The organism is Mesorhizobium sp. M0317 (assembly GCF_040321555.1).
Lineage (GTDB): Bacteria > Pseudomonadota > Alphaproteobacteria > Rhizobiales > Rhizobiaceae > Mesorhizobium.
In genome coordinates this window covers 18,696-33,919 of record NZ_JAMYRV010000012.1, presented here as the reverse complement: position 1 = coordinate 33,919, position 15,224 = coordinate 18,696, and the positions used below count along the sequence as shown (strand labels likewise).

Below are 15,224 nucleotides of genomic sequence, written 5' to 3'. Positions count from 1 at the left end.
AGTGTCCTGTGAACGCCCCGAGGGGACGCGAGGCGCTCCAGCCGGTCCGCCGCAACGTTCTCCTCCGCACGGCGCCGACCCGAGGATGCTAGCCAAGGAAAATCGATTACGCAAGGTGAGGCGAGGGGCTGAAACTGCTAATCTCCCCCCTTGTGGGGGAGATGTCCGGCAGGACAGAGGGGGGGCGCTGTCCCGCCGACATTGGCCAATTTCACTTACATCTTTGAGCTAACCTCTACGCAGAATACTTGATGCGGGCGATCCTTCGCGCCCCCCTCTGCCTTGTCAGGCATCTCCCCCACGAGGGGGGAGATTGGCAGCTTAGACGCCTCTACCTGTCGATCGTTGTCATCACCCGCTCATTGTAGCGCGGCCCTGAGACCTTGCCCGGCGCAAGGGCTGCGTCGAGCGCAGCTATCTCGGCCGCGTCGAGCGTGATCGCGGCCGCAGCAACATTTTCTTCGAGATACTTGCGCCGCTTTGTCCCCGGGATCGGCACGATGTCAATGCCGAAACCGTCGCCCTTGCCGAGCACCCAGGCCAGCGCGATCTGTGCGGGCTTTGCCCCTTTGGCCGCGGCCACCTCCTGCACCGCAGCCGCAGCCGCGACATTGGCGTCGTAGTTGGCGCCCTGATAGCGGGGGTCGCCGCGGCGGAAATCGCCTTCCGGATAATCCTCGGCGCGCTTGACGTCGCCGGCGAGGAAACCGCGGCCGAGCGGCGCGAACGGCACCAGGCCGATGCCGAGCTTTTTGAGCAGCGGGATGATCTCCGGCTCCAGATTGCGCTCCCAAAGCGAATACTCGCTCTGCACGGCCGACACAGGGTGCACGGCATGAGCACGGCCGATATTCGCCGCGCCCGCTTCCGAGAGGCCGAAGAAGCGCACCTTGCCATCGGCAACCAGCCGGCCGACCGTGCCGGCGACGTCTTCCATCGGCACCGCCGGATCGACGCGATGCTGGTAGTAAAGGTCGATATGGTCGGTGCCGAGCCGCTTCAGCGAGCCCTCCAGCGCCTCGCGGATATGGTCGGGCCGGCTGTCACGCTCCGTGCCGACCTGTCTGCCGTTTTCGATGCGGAAGCCGAATTTGGTGGCAAGGGTCACCTCATCGCGCCGGCCCTTCAGCGCCCGCCCGAGCAGTTCTTCATTGGCATAGGCGCCGTAGACTTCCGCCGTGTCGAGGAAGGTACAGCCGAGTTCGATGGCTCGGTGCAGGGTGGCGATCGATTCCGCCTCGTCGGCAGGGCCGTAGGACTGGCTCATGCCCATGCAGCCGAGGCCGATCACCGAGACCTGCAGCCCCTGGCTGCCAAGTTTGCGGGTGCTGAGGGTCATTGCCGTTCTCCTTGGGGCTGAGGAAAACTATAGCGGCCGCTCCTCCAGTTTCCATAGCTGTTCGGCGGAAGAACAGCGCTTCCCTTGACAAAACCCAGCCGCAAGCGCCTTTGCCGGCGGTCATTGGGGGCCATGGGATACCAATGAAGACGATCTACGAGAAGCCGACGCTGAACCGGCGTCAGCAGCTCTCGCGCGTCACGGCGCTCATAATTCCTTCGGACCACTAACCGAATATTGTCGTCGCCATTGCAAAGTCCGCTGCCGAGGCGCAGCGGTTTTTTGCTGCCGTCGGATCGTAGCGCTGCCAGAAGCAGGCGGTCAAAATTGACAGAGCGGCCGATCTCCAGCATCCTTATGCCGCCGCCATGTCTTGCGGTCTTGTGTATGAGTGAGCCATGGCCAGTTCCGTCACCAGCCAGAATTCCAAGCGCGCCGCGGTGCGCAAGGCGCTCGACCGCCACAAGGTCTACGTCACCGCGCAAAGCTTTTCCGGCGGCGTCTACTCGGCCCGCGTGCTGGTCGACGGCGAGGCCTACTGGGTCGACGAGTTCCGGCTGAGCCAGCTCCAGCAAGGGCTGTCCCCGGCCGAGCTAGACCTGACGCCCGCCTCAGACGATTGAGCGTGATCTCCACATTCTTCGCACCGCGCTGGGAAATTTGAAATGTTGGCGGGACAGCACTGTGCAGGAACGCGGCGCCGGGAAGGTTCGTCCGCCGCCGCCGCTCCCGCCTGACCCATGCCAACCCCGCCAACACTCAAGGCCTATCGCGCCAAGCGCGAATTTACGAAGACGCCGGAACCGGCGGGCGGGCTTATTTCAGGCGACGGCAACCGCTTCGTCGTCCACAAGCATCACGCCACCGCCGACCATTACGATTTGCGCCTGCAGGTCGGCGGCGTGCTGAAAAGCTGGGCGGTGCCGCGCGGGCCCTCCCTCAACCCGGCCGACAAGCGGCTCGCAGTTGAGACCGAGGACCATCCGCTCGAATATATCGACTTCGAGGGCGTCATTCCTGAAGGCGAATATGGCGGCGGGCCGATGATCGTCTGGGACACCGGCACGTGGGCGCCGATGGACGATGTCGACAAGAGCCTGCGCACCGGCGCCTTCAAGTTCCGGCTGGCCGGCGACAAGTTGAATGGCGGCTGGATGCTGACCCGTCTGAAGCCCAAGCCCGGCGAAGACAGCGAGAAGAAAAACTGGCTGCTGTTCAAGGAGCGCGATCTCGCCGCCGATACCGGCCTCGACATCCTGGAAGCGCGGCCGGAAAGCGTGAAGTCCGGCAAGCGCATCGAGGAGCTGGTGGCGCCGCCGAAAAAGCCGGCCCGCCTGCCCCCCAAACCCGGCGCGCTGAAACCCGGTGCGTTGCCCGGTGCGGTCAGGGGCGATCCGCCGTCGCGCATCGAGCCGCAGCTCGCCACGCAGGTGCCGAAGCCGCCGGGTGGGCCAGTGGAAGACACAGGTGAACTCTGGTTGCACGAAATAAAATTCGACGGCTACCGCACCATGGCGCATATCGCCGATGGCGAGGTCAGGCTGATCACCCGCGGCGGCATCGACTGGACGAAGCGTTACGGCGACCTGCCGCAGGCATTCGCCCGGCTGCCCCTCAGCAAGGCGATCATCGACGGCGAAATCATGGTACTGGACGAGAAGGGCATCTCGCGTTTCGCGCTGCTCCAGGATGCGCTGTCGGCGGGTGCGGGCAGCAAGCTCCATTTCTATGCCTTCGACCTGCTGCATCTCGACGGCTGGGACCTCCGCAAGGCGCCGCTCGCAAAGCGCAAGGCCCTGCTCGCCGAACTGCTAGCCGGACAGGGCGCCAACTCCGCCATCCAGCTGAGCGACCATGTCGAAGGCGACGGACAGGGGCTGTACGATCAGGCCTCGATCCTTGGGCTGGAAGGCGTCGTCTCCAAGCGCGCCAACGCCATCTACCAGAGCGGCCGCACGAAGAGCTGGACCAAGGTCAAGGCGCTGGAGACCGGCGATTTCATCATCGCCGGCTACACCGTTTCCGACGCGGCCGAAGGACTGGCGGCACTCGGCATGGCTGAATTCGCGGATGGCGAACTGCACTATCGCGGCAAGGTCGGCACCGGCTTCGATGCCGCTACGGCGGGCGACTTGCTGGCCCGGCTGCAGCCGCTGCGCGACGGCGCGACAGCACCCGAGGGTGTGCCGCGCGAGATCATGCGCGAGATGAAATGGGTGCGGCCGATGCTGTCGGCCCGCATCCACTACGCCAACCGAACGGCGGACAATTCGCTGCGCCACGGTGTGTTTCGGGGCTTGCGCGATGTCGGCCTGTCGACGCCGGTGTCGCCGAAGCGCAAGCGGCTGATCGCCGAAGCCGATCTCGCAACCATCTGGGTGACCAATCCGGAGCGGCGGCTGTTCGGCAAGACCGGACCGACCAAACTCGACATCGCCGTCTATTACGCGCTGGTCGGCGATTTCATGCTGCCGCACATTATGGGCCGCCCGGTGTCGCTGGTGCGCTGCCCGACGGGCCTGCCGAAGGACTGTTTCTTCCAGCGCCACGCCTTCACCGGCATGCCGCCGTCGGTGGTCACTTTTGACGCCACCAACTCCGAAGGTGAAACCAAATCCTATCTGTCGGTCGAGGGAGCAAAAGGCTATCTGGCACTCGCGCAGTTCGGCGTCGTTGAGTTCCACACCTGGGGCACGCATCGCTTGAGCCTCGACAAGCCCGACCAGATCGTTTTCGATCTCGATCCGGGTGAGGGCATCGCCTGGCGCGAGGTGGTCGAGGCCGCCGTCCACATCAAGGGCGAATTAGAGCGGTTCGGCCTGGTGCCGTTCGCCAAGACATCCGGCGGCAGCGGCATCCACATAACCGTGCCGGTGACGCAAAAGCAGAACTGGAAGAAGCTGCACCAGGCGACCAGCGCCATCTCCACGCACCTGGCGGCCACCGCGCCCGACACTTTCACCACCACAATGGGCAAGGAAAACCGCAAGCGCCGCATCTTCATCGACTATCACCGCAACGCGCGCGGCCACACCTCCGCGGCGCCTTATTCGCTGCGCGCCCGCACCAACCTGCCGGCATCGACGCCGGTGAGTTGGGCAGACCTTGAGACGATCGATGCGCCGCAGGATCTGAACTATTCGTCCTTGCCGGGGCTGTTGGCGACGTCGGGCGATCCGTGGGCGGACATGGAGGATTTCGCAAGAGATTTGCCGTTGTTTTCGGGGAAGTAGATCGGGAGGTGTTGGCGATCCGGCACACCCCCCTCTGTCCTGCCGGACATCTCCCCCGCAAGGGGGGAGATCGGATGTCGCCTCTGCTTTCGCCAATCGCAAACCTTGCAAGAGGAGCGATAAGGTTGAAGCTGCCAATCTCCCCACTTGCGGGGGAGATGTCCGGCAGGACAGAGGGGGGTGCTGTCCCTCCGGCATGACTTACTTCCCCAAGTCCATCGACCATGCGGACAATTTGAATTATCCTCCGTCGGTGCCCTCCAGCTCACCTGGAAGGTTTCGTCAGGAATTTGCCGGTATGTTTGGGGCCGGTGTAGGATTTGCGCAGTGCCAATCGTCCTCGGAACGAAGCGCTGCAGTAAGCATGATCCCGAAACGTGGGAACCGGTTTTCGGATAAGATCATGCTCAGTCTGAAATGTCAGTGCGTGGCCGCGTAGGAGAGTATCATGGCGCCCAGGGCAAGTTGGAAAGGTTACCTCAAGCTCAGCCTCGTCAGCTGTCCGGTCCGGCTCTATCCGGCAACGACGACCAGCGAGCGCATATCGTTCAACCAATTGCACAAGAAGACCCACAACCGCATCAACATGAAGCCGGTCGACCCTGAACTCGGCCTCGTCGAGCGCGCGGACTTGGTCAAGGGTTACGAATACGAGGACAAGCAGTACATCATCATCGATGAGGCCGACCTCGAAGCAGTGCGCATCGAATCCAATCACACGATGAACATCGAGGCCTTCGTCGACGAAGACGAAGTCGACGTCATTTATCAGGATGCGCCGTACTACTTGGCGCCGGATGGCGCCATGGCGGAGGAAACCTTCGCCGTGCTGCGCGAGGCAATGCGCAAATCCGGCAAGCTGGCCATTGCCCGCCTTGTCCTGTCCAGCCGCGAGCGCGTGGTGACGATCGGCGCGCGCGAGAACGGCATGTTCGTGTGTACGTTGAGGAACCCGAACGAAGTGCGCGGCACGGCTGAATATTTCGGCAACATCCCGGCTGGCAAGCCGGATCCCGAAATGCTGCAATTGGCCGAAGCGCTGATCAAGCAGAAGGAAACCACCTTCGATCCGAAGAATTATGAGGACCGCTACGAGATCGCGCTGATGACGATGATCCGCGAGAAACTGAAGGGCCATAAGCCGATCATTGCGGCGGCGCCCGAGCGTGGCAATGTCATCAACCTCATGGACGCGTTGAAGGCGAGCCTGTCGCAATCAGCCAAGCCGCCGGCCAAGTCGAAGAGCAAGGCCGACGACGCTGAAAAACCTGCCGCCAAGGGTAAGGCGGGTGCGGCCAAGGAAAACCCGTTGAAGGCCAATCTGCTCAAGGCCGTCGGCAAGAGCAAGGGGTGACGGCGCCGACCGGTATAATCCCGGGCGCCGTCTTCGGCGCCATCGGCGCGCTGGCGGCATTTCCGCTGCGGCTCGCGGCCCGTGAGGTGGAGCGTCAGCACGGCCAGTTGCGGCGCGGCGTCACCAGGCGCACCAGCCATGTTGTGTTCGGCCGAACGCTGATCGCCAAGGCCGGCACGGCGAAGGGCGGCGATGCCGAGATCGAGCGCCGGGTTGCAGCCGAGGACTCCGCTGGCCGAACACTCCTTAGCGAAAATGGCTTCCTGCGCCTGCTTGGTCTGATGAAGGCGCCGGAGGCGTCTTCGCTGTCCAGGCAGTCTCTCGTCGACCAGTCCAGACTGTCCGGTGCCGACCTCGACCTGCTCAGCCTGTTTGACGCCTTCGAGCACGATTGTGAACCCTACTCGTTCCGCGATCTGATCCTTGCCCGCAAATATGCCGGCCTGGTCGCCGGCGGTGCATCCTGGGGCGCGATCGCGCGCTCCGTGCATCGCTCCGGTCCGGTCGCTTCGCTCACCGCCAAATCGCTCAATGTCGGCTCGCAGCATGGCCGGCCCGATCAGATCTATCTCGAGGATGGCCAGAGCGAACTCGACGGCCAGCTGCTGTTCGATCTCGGCAGCGCAAGCGCCGCCGGCGACGACACGCTGGAAGAATTGTTCGCCGAGGCTGAAAGCGCGGAAGAGGAGGGCCGGCACGACGATGCCGCGGCGCTCTACCAACGCTGCCTCAGCATCGATCCGAGCGACGCCATCGCCGCGTTCAACCGCGCCAATTGCTTGCGTGGCGCCGGTCGCGTGGCCGACGCGGCGCATGACTATGCAAGAGCGATCAAGCTCGATCCGGCGTTCGCCGAGGCCTGGTTCAACCTCGCCGGGCTGATGAGCGACGAAGGCAAGATCGCCTCGGCGCGCCGGCATCTGGTCAAGGCCATCGCGCTCGACAAGAGCTACGCCGATCCGGTGTTCAACCTTGCCCGGCTGGAGTTCGACGCCGGCAATCTGACCGAAGCCCGCCGCCACTGGGTGCGCTATCTCGAACTCGATGCTGACAGCGAATGGGCGCGCACTGCGCAAAAGGGGATACAGTTCGTCGATCTGCAGCTGGCGCGGACGGCGGGGTGAGATGTTGGCGCGCGAGCACCCCCCTCTGGCCTGCCGGCCATCTCCCCCTCAAGGGGGGAGATTGGGTGTCGCCATCGCTTTCGCCAATCGCTATCGTCGCGAGGTCCGTGAGGCGCTAAACTGCCAATCTCCCCCCTTGAGGGGGAGATGTCCGGCAGGACAGAGGGGGGGCGAAGGAACTCGGCCTTTACCGGCAGCGCACCCCATGACCACCTTCCTCTTCGACGGCTTTGACACAGCCCCCCTCACCATCCTGCTGGCCCACGGCGCCGGCGCGTCGATGGATTCCCCCTCGATGACCGACACCGCCAAGGCGCTCGCCACAGCCGGCTTCCAGGTTGCGCGCTTCGAATTCCACTATATGGCGGCGCGACGCTATGGCCAGCGCAAGCCGCCGCCGCGCGCCGAGACGGTCAACCCGGAATACATCAAGGCCATCGCCGATCTGAGGGCGAGGGGCGTCGCTGGTCCGCTCATCATCGGCGGCAAGTCGATGGGCGGGCGCGTCGCCTCGATGGTCGCCGACGAGATGTTCGCCAAGGGCGAGATTTCGGGCCTCGTCTGCCTCGGCTATCCCTTTCATCCGCCGGCCAAGCCCGAGCAACTCAGGACAAAACATCTCGCCGACCTCAAGACGCCGACGCTGATCTTCCAGGGCACCCGCGACGAGTTCGGCACGAAAGAAGAGGTCGCGACCTACGGCCTTTCCAAAGCCATCGAGGTGATCTGGCTGGAGGATGGCGACCACGACCTGAAGCCGCGCAAGAGCGTGTCGGGGTTTTCGACCGCCGATCATTTGAAGACGCTGGCCGGGACGGTGAAGGCGTGGACAGGGCGGATCGTTTCCTGATCGCCAAATGAAAATCGCCACCTTCAATATCAACAACGTCAACAGCCGGCTGCAAAACCTGCTGGCGTGGCTGGCGGCAGCCAAGCCCGATGTCGTCTGCCTGCAGGAGCTGAAGGCGCGCGACCTGCAGTTTCCGCGCACGGCACTGGCCGACGCCGGCTATGGCGCGGTGTGGAAGGGCGAGCCGACCTGGAACGGCGTAGCCATACTGGCGCGAGGAGCCGAGCCGGTGCTGACCCGTGACGAACTGCCCGGCGATACCGCCGACAAGCAGAGCCGCTACATCGAGGCGGCGGTGTCGGGCGTCGTCATCGCCTGTCTCTACGCGCCCAACGGTAACCCGCAGCCGGGGCCGAAATTCCAGTACAAGCTGGCGTGGCACGCGCGGCTGGAGGCGCATGCCGCAGAACTGTTCGACACCGGCCTGCCGGTGGCGCTGGTCGGCGACTACAACATCGTGCCCGAGCCGCGCGACATCTACGCCACCCGCTCCTATGACGACAACGCGCTGGTGCAGCCGGAAAGCCGGGCGTCGTTCCAGCGTCTGCTCGAGCAGGGCTGGACCGATGCGCTCCGCAAGAAGCATCCGAAGGAAACGCTCTACACATTCTGGGATTATCGCCGCAACCGCTGGCCGCGCGATGCCGGGCTGCGGCTCGACCACATCTTGCTGTCGAAGAAACTGGCGCGCCGCCTCACCGCTGCCGGCATCGACCGCGATGTCAGAGGTGAGGACGGCGCCAGCGACCACGCGCCGGTATGGGTCGAATTGAAGTGAATTTGGCTGCGTGATCGCGCCCACTTTCGTGGGCGCAGTTTTGCGCTATTTGTTTCGCTGCGGCGGCCGCATGATGAGCAAGGTGCGGCACCGGAGGGGGAGTCCGATGGACAGGTTGGCCGAAAGGCTGTTTGCGCTTCCGCTGCTGGCGGCCGCTTTGGCTTGTCTGGTGCGGGCGTATCTGCTGCTCGGCGACAGAGATTTCAGCTGGAGCGGGATCGACCACATGCTGCACGGCCCAGCCACGCTGCGACCGGTGGTGTTCCTGACCGTCGGCGGGCTTTGCCTGCTTGGCGCCCTGTTGTTCTGGGCCGGACTGCTGCCGGGTCGGCGAAGCCAGCCTGCTGGAACGCCGCTTTTTGGCCGCGACGCTGAGATGGAATCCAAGGGTCGCCCGGGCTGGCGGCGCGCCTTCCTCATGTTGCCGGTGCTCGCCGTGTTGGCGCTGCTGGCCGACCACTTCCCTTGGGCGCGTGACGCCGGCCCGGGCGCTGAGGTCGTCGCCCCGAGAGAGCCCAAAGCCGAGCCGAAGGGCCAGGATATCGCCGGCGTCCCACCGGACCTGGCGACGCCGGCGGTTCCACCGAGTTCGCCGCCGCTCGCCACGCCTCCCGAGCCAACCCCGCCTGAGCAGGCTGCCAAACCGCCGGAACCGGCGCAGCCTACGCCTCCAACTGCTCCCCCTCGGCCGCCACAAGTCGCACTCGCTCCGGCGACACCGCCACCGCAAACCGTCGCGCCGTTGCCGCCGCCTCCGCCGGCGCTGCCGACCGAGCCCGACGGCCATCGCGACGCCGTCGTCTGGCTCGCCGTCTCGGCCGATGGCCGCGACATCATGAGCGCCAGCACCGACCATATGATCAAGCTCTGGGACATCGCCGGCAAGCGGCTGATCCGCAACCTTGGTGAACACAAGGACATGGCGCGCACGGCGCTGTTCATGCCCGACGGCGCAACCGCGCTGACCGCCGGCGACGATGGCGAGATCGTGCTGCGAAAGCTTGCCGACGGCGCGGTGCTGCATGTCTTCTCGTCGGGCGCGAATGGCGGCGTGCGCAAGCTGGCGATCAGCCCGGACGGCAAGCGCGCCGTCAGTGGCCACGACACCGGCAACGTCATCGTCTGGGATCTCGTCAACAAATCGGTGCTGCATGTGATGACCGGACATGACTGGCCGATCAGCACGGTCGCAATCTCGCCCGACGGCACGCGCGCGCTCAGCGGCTCCATCGACGGCACGCTGAAATTCTGGGACGTCGAAAGCGGCAAGCAATTGCGAAGCTGGCACGGCCACGAGCAGGGCACTTACGGCGCTGTCTTCACCGCCGACGGCCATCATGTCGTCACCGGCAGCGGCGACTACACGATCAAGCTCTGGGACCTCGACACGTTTAGGGAATTGCGCCGCTTCGAGGGTCACGAAGGCACCGTCTATACGCTGGCGCTGTCGGCCGACGGCAAGCGCTTGGCCTCCGGCTCGCTCGACGGCACGGCGCGGCTGTGGGATGTCGGCACCGGCGGCCAGACCGCCATGTTCGACAGCCGCACCGGCCCGATCTACGCCGTTGCTTTCGCCACCGACGGCACGCTGCTCACCGGCGGCGACGATCGGACCATCAGGGATTGGCCGGCGGCTGGCGGCGATGGCGAAATCCTGTTCGCCGGCGCACCGCAGTAGCGACATCAAATGCTTTGGATATTCCAGAACAGCCTGGCTTGCGCTATGGATTACTGGTGGCTGCAAATGGATTGGGGACGGTGAGCAACAACGACTGGGCGCCCAAAGTGGATACACCTGTCTACAGCCCGCCCACGTCGCGTCGCCGAGGGGTCCTTACCGTCGTTCTGGTGTTGCTGGCGGCTTTTGTGCTGCTCGGTCCTGGCCGAAATTACTATGTGCAGTGGTCAGCGGCACAAAAGGGTGCAGCGGCTCTCCAGGCAAAGGATTATGCCGAGGTATTCCGTCAAATGAAGATCATGGCGGACGCTGGCAATGTTGACGCAAAAGGCCAGGTTGGTGCGCTGTACTGGCGCGGGGAGGGCGTGGCTCAGAACGACAGCCAGGCGGTGTATTGGTGGAAGAAATCCGCCGATGGCGGCAATGCGGAAGCCATAGCAGCACTGGGTCAGGCCTACCTTATGGGCAGGGGCGTTGAAAAGGACAGTCGGCTTGCCGAGAGTTTCTCACGAAAGGCCGCCGATAAAGACAACATGAATGGGCAGTACCAGCTCGGCGTGTTGTACTGGCAGGGCCAAGGGGTCGCGCAAAGTTATGAGCAGGCGCTCTATTGGTGGCGCAAGGCGGCCGATCAGGGGAGCGGGGAGGCTGAATATTCTCTCGGCCAAGTCTATTTAAATGGCCAAGGGGTCGAAAGAAACGATCAACTGGCGTTGAAGTTTTCCAGGCAGTCAGCCGACAAGGGCAATGCGAACGCTCAGTACGCCCTCGGCGTCCTGTATGCGCAGGGTCGGGGTGTTGCGCAAAGCTTCGAGCAGGCTGCCTCATGGTGGCGCAAGGCGGCTGACCAAGGAAGCCTGGAGGCCGCTTTCTGTCTCGGACGCGCCTACTATCTTAACCAAGGCGTCAAGAAGGATGATCAGGCCGCCATAGTGTGGGTGAAAAAGGCAGCCGATCTGGGTGAGCCGAATGCCCAGGCTTTGCTGGGCACTTTGTACTCGCGGGGCCACGGCGTTGAGCAGGATGACCGCCTTGCGTTCGGGTGGTGGATGAAGGCCGCAACCACCGGTCTGACAGAAGCGCAATACGCGGTGGCGGCCGCTTATGGCCAGGGAAAAGGTACCCCTAGGGACGACGGCCAGGCGTTTGCGTGGATGAGCAAAGCCGCCAATCAGGGCTTTGTGTTCGCCCAGTCGAATCTGGGCGGATATTATTCGATGGGCCAAGGCGTCGAGAAGAGCGCCGGGCAGGCGGTCTATTGGTGGCGCAAGGCCGCGGAAGCGGGGAATGCCGAAGCCGGTGCCAATCTGGCCCGGGCGTATTCGCTGGGCGAAGGCGTGGGACGGGACGATGCGTTGGCCGCGACTTGGGCGCAAAAGGCGTCCGACGGGCGAAACGCCGACGCTCAATATATGCTTGGTATCCTCTACAGCCAGGGCCGCGGCGTTGCGCAAGACAATGATCTGGCCTTCCGATGGTGGATGAAGGCTGCTGTCCAAGGCCATGTGGTAGCGCAGTATAATGTCGGGGTCGTGTATCGGGACGGGCAGGGCGTCGGGAAGGATGAAAGGCAGGCATTCGAGTGGCTGAGCAAGGCTGCCGACAAGGACAATGACCTTGCGCAGTTCGCTCTCGGTGGACTGTATTGGGATGGTCTAGGAGTAACGAAGGACCCCGTTCAGGCGGCAAGGCTCTGGCGCAAAGCCGCCGACCAGAGCAATGCATTCGCGCAGAAAGCGCTCGGCACAGCCTATTCCGAGGGTGTTGGCGTTGCGCAAAGCAGTGCGGATGCGGCGGGCTGGTGGCTCAAGGCGGCGCGGCAGGGAAATGTCGATGCCCAGCTCGCCTTAGCGTATGCCTCGGCCAACGGCGTGGGCATTGCCAGAGACGACAAGGCTGCCCAGTCCTGGTGGCTGGAAGCCGCAAAGGCCGGCAGCGTCGATGCCGAGTTCAGTCTGGGCTCGCTCTACTACCGCGGCGTCGATGGGAAACCAAACTACAAGGAAGCCGCCAAATGGTTCTTCAAGGCGGCAGGCCACGGCAGTTCCGGCGCCAAGACCTATCTCGACCTGATGAAGGAAAACGGCCAGCTCGACAGCAAGATGCTGTGAGCCGAGTGCATAAGCGTCGCCGTCACGCCTTCCGTTTGAGGCGTGACACTCGCATCGCACGATGCGAAGACTCATTTGCCGCTGCATCTCGAGAATCCCATGCCCAACCTCCAGCTCGTCGAAGCCACGATCGCCGACCTGCGCCGGGCGCTGGAGGCCGGCACCGTCACCAGCGTCGAGCTGGTGGGCGCTTATCTCAGGCGCATCGCGCATTACGACCGCCACGGCATCGCGCTCAATGCCGTGCCGGTGCTTAACCCGGCAATGTTCGAGGAGGCGGCGGCGTCCGACCTGCGGCGGCGCAATGGTGCCACCCTCGGGCCGCTCGACGGCATCCCCTACACCGCCAAGGACAGCTATAAGGTGAAGGGCCTGACGGTGGCCGCCGGCTCGCCCGCCTTCGAGCATCTCGTCGCCAACGAGGACGCTTTCACCATTGCCAGGCTGAGGGCCGGTGGTGCTGTGCTGATCGGGCTGACCAACATGCCGCCTATGGCCAATGGCGGCATGCAGCGTGGCGTCTATGGCCGCGCCGAGAGCCCCTACAATGCCGACTATTTGACCGCCGCCTTCGCTTCCGGCTCGTCCAACGGCTCGGGCACGGCCACCGCCGCCAGCTTCGCCGCCTTCGGGCTGGGCGAGGAGACATGGTCTTCCGGCCGCGCGCCGGCGTCCAACAATGCACTTGTCGCCTACACGCCGTCGCGCGGCGTCATTTCGGTCAGGGGCAACTGGCCGCTGGTGCCGACCATGGATGTGGTGGTGCCGCACACGCGCGGCATTGCCGACATGCTGGAGTTGCTGGATGTGATCGTCGCCGACGATGCGGAGACGCGCGGCGATTTCTGGCGTGTGCAGCCCTGGGTGTCGATCGCGAAAAGCGCTGCTCTCAGGCCGCCAAGCTACACTGCGCTCCAACTGCAAGGCTCATTACAAGGCAAACGCCTCGGCGTGCCGAAAATGTATATTGGCCGCGACGGCGGCGCGCCCAAACCCATCGAGACCCGCGCCTCGGTGCTCGACCTCTGGCGGCAGGCGGCGCGTGATCTGGAAAAGCTCGGCGCGGAGGTGGTCGAGGTCGATTTCCCCGTCGTCTCGAACTATGAGCGCGACCGTCCGGGCACAAAAACCATGGTCGAACGCGGGCTGGTGCCGGAAGCATTCGCAGAGCGCGAAATCTGGGATCTCTGCATCTGGGGCTGGGACGATTTCCTGCGCGCAAATGCCGATCCGGCGATCCCCGATCTGGCTGCGGTCGACGGCCCAAAGATTTTCCCGCAGCCGCCGGGCGCGCTGCCGGACCGCTATGGCGACGACGGTTTCGATCTGGCCGACTACGTCACGAGCGCCAAGCAGGGCGTGATGCCATTGCTGGATATCCCAACGCTGGCGGAAGGTCTCAAGGGATTGGAGGCGACGCGGCGCATCGACTTCGAGGACTGGCTGGACGCGAACCGGCTCGACGCCGTCGTGCTGCCGGCGGTCGCCGATGTCGGCCCGGCCGATGCCGACGTCAACGAGACCTCTGCAGCAATCGCCTGGCGCAACGGCACCTGGGTCGCCAACGGCAATCTGGTCTGGCGTCATCTCGGCATCCCGACCGTCACCGTGCCGATGGGAACGATGGCCGATATCGGCATGCCGGTCGGGCTGACCTTTGCGGGCAAGGTCTATGATGATGCGGAGTTGCTGCGGCTCGCCGGCGATTACGAGCGCGCCACCCAACGCCGCACCAGCCCGCCGCGCACGCCGGAATTGCCGGACGATGTGTTTGCGGGGCGGCTTGGTGGATTACGGGCCAGCGATGCGCCGGCGCCGAGGCTTACGCTTGTTGCCGAGACGATGCGGCGAGGAGACCAGGCCGAGATCGCCGTGACGGTTGAACTCGATGCGGAGACCGCTGGCGTCAAGGTTCACGTCAATGGCGAACCGGTCGCTCTGCGGTGCAGCGGCACAAGCTTTCACGGCCGCATCCTGGTGCCGGCCGGCGAGCATGAAAGAATGCACAGTGTGTGGCGAGGCGCTTACGGCTCGATCGTTACGGCCGTCATGCGGCTGGAGGATGGACGCACGGCTGGTGCTTACGTGGTTACCGGCGGAATCGGATGAGGGTACAGGTAATCTCCCCAAGGGGGAGATCAGCAGCTTCGCCGTCTTGACCCTCCCATCGCCCGCGTTATCTTCGCGCCATGTCAAACCTCGCTCCCCTCATCGTCATCGATCTCCAGACCAACATGTTCGACGGGCGCGTCGAGCCGCCGATCCATGATGCACCAGGCATCGCCAAGCGCACACGCTCATTGATCGACTGGGCACGGCGCAGCGGGCGAAAAATCGCGTTCGTGCGGCATGACGGGCCGGCCGGCGATCCGCTGGCGCCGGGCGAGCCGGGTTGGCCGGTATGGCCGGAACTCGGCCAGGCCAAGGACGAGCCGACATTCTCCAAGACCGTCCGCAACGCCTTCTCGAATGCCGAGCTTGGCGCCTGGGTGGCCGGGCAGGGGGCCGGCGAAGTCGTGCTCGCCGGAGCGCAAACCGATTTCTGCATCGCCGGCACCGTCAAGGGCGCCCTGGCCGAGGGCCTCGGCGTTACCGTCGTTTCCGATGCCCATTCCACGCTGGACACTGAAGGCGAGACCGCGACCGAGATCATCGCCCGGTACAATGCTGATTTCACCGATGCCGGGGTCACGCTGGTGACGACGAAGGCGCTGACCGGCGACTGAAGCGCCGGCGCTTCGAAGACTGGGAGACTGC

General features: G+C 64.4%; 12 protein-coding genes. 10 read left to right on the top strand and 2 right to left on the bottom strand.

What is annotated here, in order from left to right; all coding sequences use genetic code 11:
- Positions 1-331: 331 nt before the first annotated feature.
- Positions 332-1,339, bottom strand: coding sequence for an aldo/keto reductase (locus NKI88_RS11575; protein ID WP_352652072.1), 1,008 nt, complete (start codon positions 1,337-1,339; stop codon positions 332-334).
- Positions 1,336-1,692 carry a hypothetical protein gene (locus NKI88_RS11570; RefSeq protein ID WP_352652074.1) on the bottom strand — a complete coding sequence of 119 codons (357 nt, stop codon included), beginning with the start codon at positions 1,690-1,692 and terminating at the stop codon, positions 1,336-1,338. Before NKI88_RS11570 ends, NKI88_RS11575 begins: the two co-directional genes overlap by 4 nt.
- Before the next feature lie 45 nt (positions 1,693-1,737).
- Between NKI88_RS11570 and NKI88_RS11565 the strand changes: the two genes are divergently transcribed.
- The 10 genes from NKI88_RS11565 to NKI88_RS11520 all read left to right on the top strand — a co-directional run bounded on the left by NKI88_RS11565 (position 1,738) and on the right by NKI88_RS11520 (position 15,193).
- The gene (locus tag NKI88_RS11565; protein WP_023673483.1) at positions 1,738-1,962 is read left to right on the top strand and encodes a hypothetical protein; all 225 of its coding nucleotides are present in this window, start codon (positions 1,738-1,740) and stop codon (positions 1,960-1,962) included.
- A gap of 117 nt (positions 1,963-2,079) precedes the next feature.
- On the top strand, positions 2,080-4,572 hold the full coding sequence (gene ligD / locus NKI88_RS11560) for a DNA ligase D (RefSeq protein WP_352655204.1): 2,493 nt from the start codon (positions 2,080-2,082) through the stop codon (positions 4,570-4,572).
- 448 nt (positions 4,573-5,020) lie between these two features.
- Positions 5,021-5,926: a non-homologous end joining protein Ku gene (gene ku / locus NKI88_RS11555; RefSeq protein WP_352655202.1), complete on the top strand. Its 906-nt coding sequence runs from the start codon at positions 5,021-5,023 to the stop codon at positions 5,924-5,926.
- A complete protein-coding gene (locus NKI88_RS11550; RefSeq protein ID WP_352655200.1) occupies positions 5,923-7,050 on the top strand; it encodes a tetratricopeptide repeat protein in 1,128 nt (375 codons plus the stop codon). Before ku ends, NKI88_RS11550 begins: the two co-directional genes overlap by 4 nt.
- A gap of 205 nt (positions 7,051-7,255) precedes the next feature.
- Positions 7,256-7,900: an alpha/beta hydrolase family protein gene (locus tag NKI88_RS11545; RefSeq protein WP_023834501.1), complete on the top strand. Its 645-nt coding sequence runs from the start codon at positions 7,256-7,258 to the stop codon at positions 7,898-7,900.
- A 7-nt stretch (positions 7,901-7,907) separates the two neighbouring features.
- Positions 7,908-8,678, top strand: coding sequence for an exodeoxyribonuclease III (locus NKI88_RS11540; RefSeq protein ID WP_023727066.1), 771 nt, complete (start codon positions 7,908-7,910; stop codon positions 8,676-8,678).
- Between the two features lie 106 nt (positions 8,679-8,784).
- The gene (locus NKI88_RS11535; RefSeq protein ID WP_352655197.1) at positions 8,785-10,356 is read left to right on the top strand and encodes a WD40 repeat domain-containing protein; all 1,572 of its coding nucleotides are present in this window, start codon (positions 8,785-8,787) and stop codon (positions 10,354-10,356) included.
- A gap of 80 nt (positions 10,357-10,436) precedes the next feature.
- Positions 10,437-12,467 (top strand): SEL1-like repeat protein, encoded by a 2,031-nt coding sequence (locus tag NKI88_RS11530; protein WP_352655195.1) that lies wholly within the window; start codon positions 10,437-10,439, stop codon positions 12,465-12,467.
- 99 nt (positions 12,468-12,566) lie between these two features.
- Entirely contained in the window at positions 12,567-14,576 is a 2,010-nt protein-coding gene (locus NKI88_RS11525; protein ID WP_352655193.1) for an amidase, read from the top strand.
- Positions 14,577-14,656: 80 nt separating this feature from the next.
- Positions 14,657-15,193 carry an isochorismatase family protein gene (locus NKI88_RS11520; protein ID WP_352655191.1) on the top strand — a complete coding sequence of 179 codons (537 nt, stop codon included), beginning with the start codon at positions 14,657-14,659 and terminating at the stop codon, positions 15,191-15,193.
- The last annotated feature ends 31 nt before the right edge of the window (positions 15,194-15,224 follow it).

Excerpts from the sequence above, each read along its gene's own strand:
- NKI88_RS11575 (WP_352652072.1), bottom strand. The coding sequence starts at position 1,339 with ATGACCCTCAGCACCCGCAAACTTGGCAGCCAGGGGCTGCAGGTCTCG.
- NKI88_RS11520 (WP_352655191.1), top strand. The coding sequence starts at position 14,657 with ATGTCAAACCTCGCTCCCCTCATCGTCATCGATCTCCAGACCAACATG.
- NKI88_RS11535 (WP_352655197.1), top strand. The coding sequence starts at position 8,785 with ATGGACAGGTTGGCCGAAAGGCTGTTTGCGCTTCCGCTGCTGGCGGCC.
- ku (WP_352655202.1), top strand. The coding sequence starts at position 5,021 with ATGGCGCCCAGGGCAAGTTGGAAAGGTTACCTCAAGCTCAGCCTCGTC.
- NKI88_RS11545 (WP_023834501.1), top strand. The coding sequence starts at position 7,256 with ATGACCACCTTCCTCTTCGACGGCTTTGACACAGCCCCCCTCACCATC.
- NKI88_RS11570 (WP_352652074.1), bottom strand. The coding sequence starts at position 1,692 with ATGCTGGAGATCGGCCGCTCTGTCAATTTTGACCGCCTGCTTCTGGCA.
- NKI88_RS11540 (WP_023727066.1), top strand. The coding sequence starts at position 7,908 with ATGAAAATCGCCACCTTCAATATCAACAACGTCAACAGCCGGCTGCAA.
- NKI88_RS11565 (WP_023673483.1), top strand. The coding sequence starts at position 1,738 with ATGGCCAGTTCCGTCACCAGCCAGAATTCCAAGCGCGCCGCGGTGCGC.
- ligD (WP_352655204.1), top strand. The coding sequence starts at position 2,080 with ATGCCAACCCCGCCAACACTCAAGGCCTATCGCGCCAAGCGCGAATTT.
- NKI88_RS11525 (WP_352655193.1), top strand. The coding sequence starts at position 12,567 with ATGCCCAACCTCCAGCTCGTCGAAGCCACGATCGCCGACCTGCGCCGG.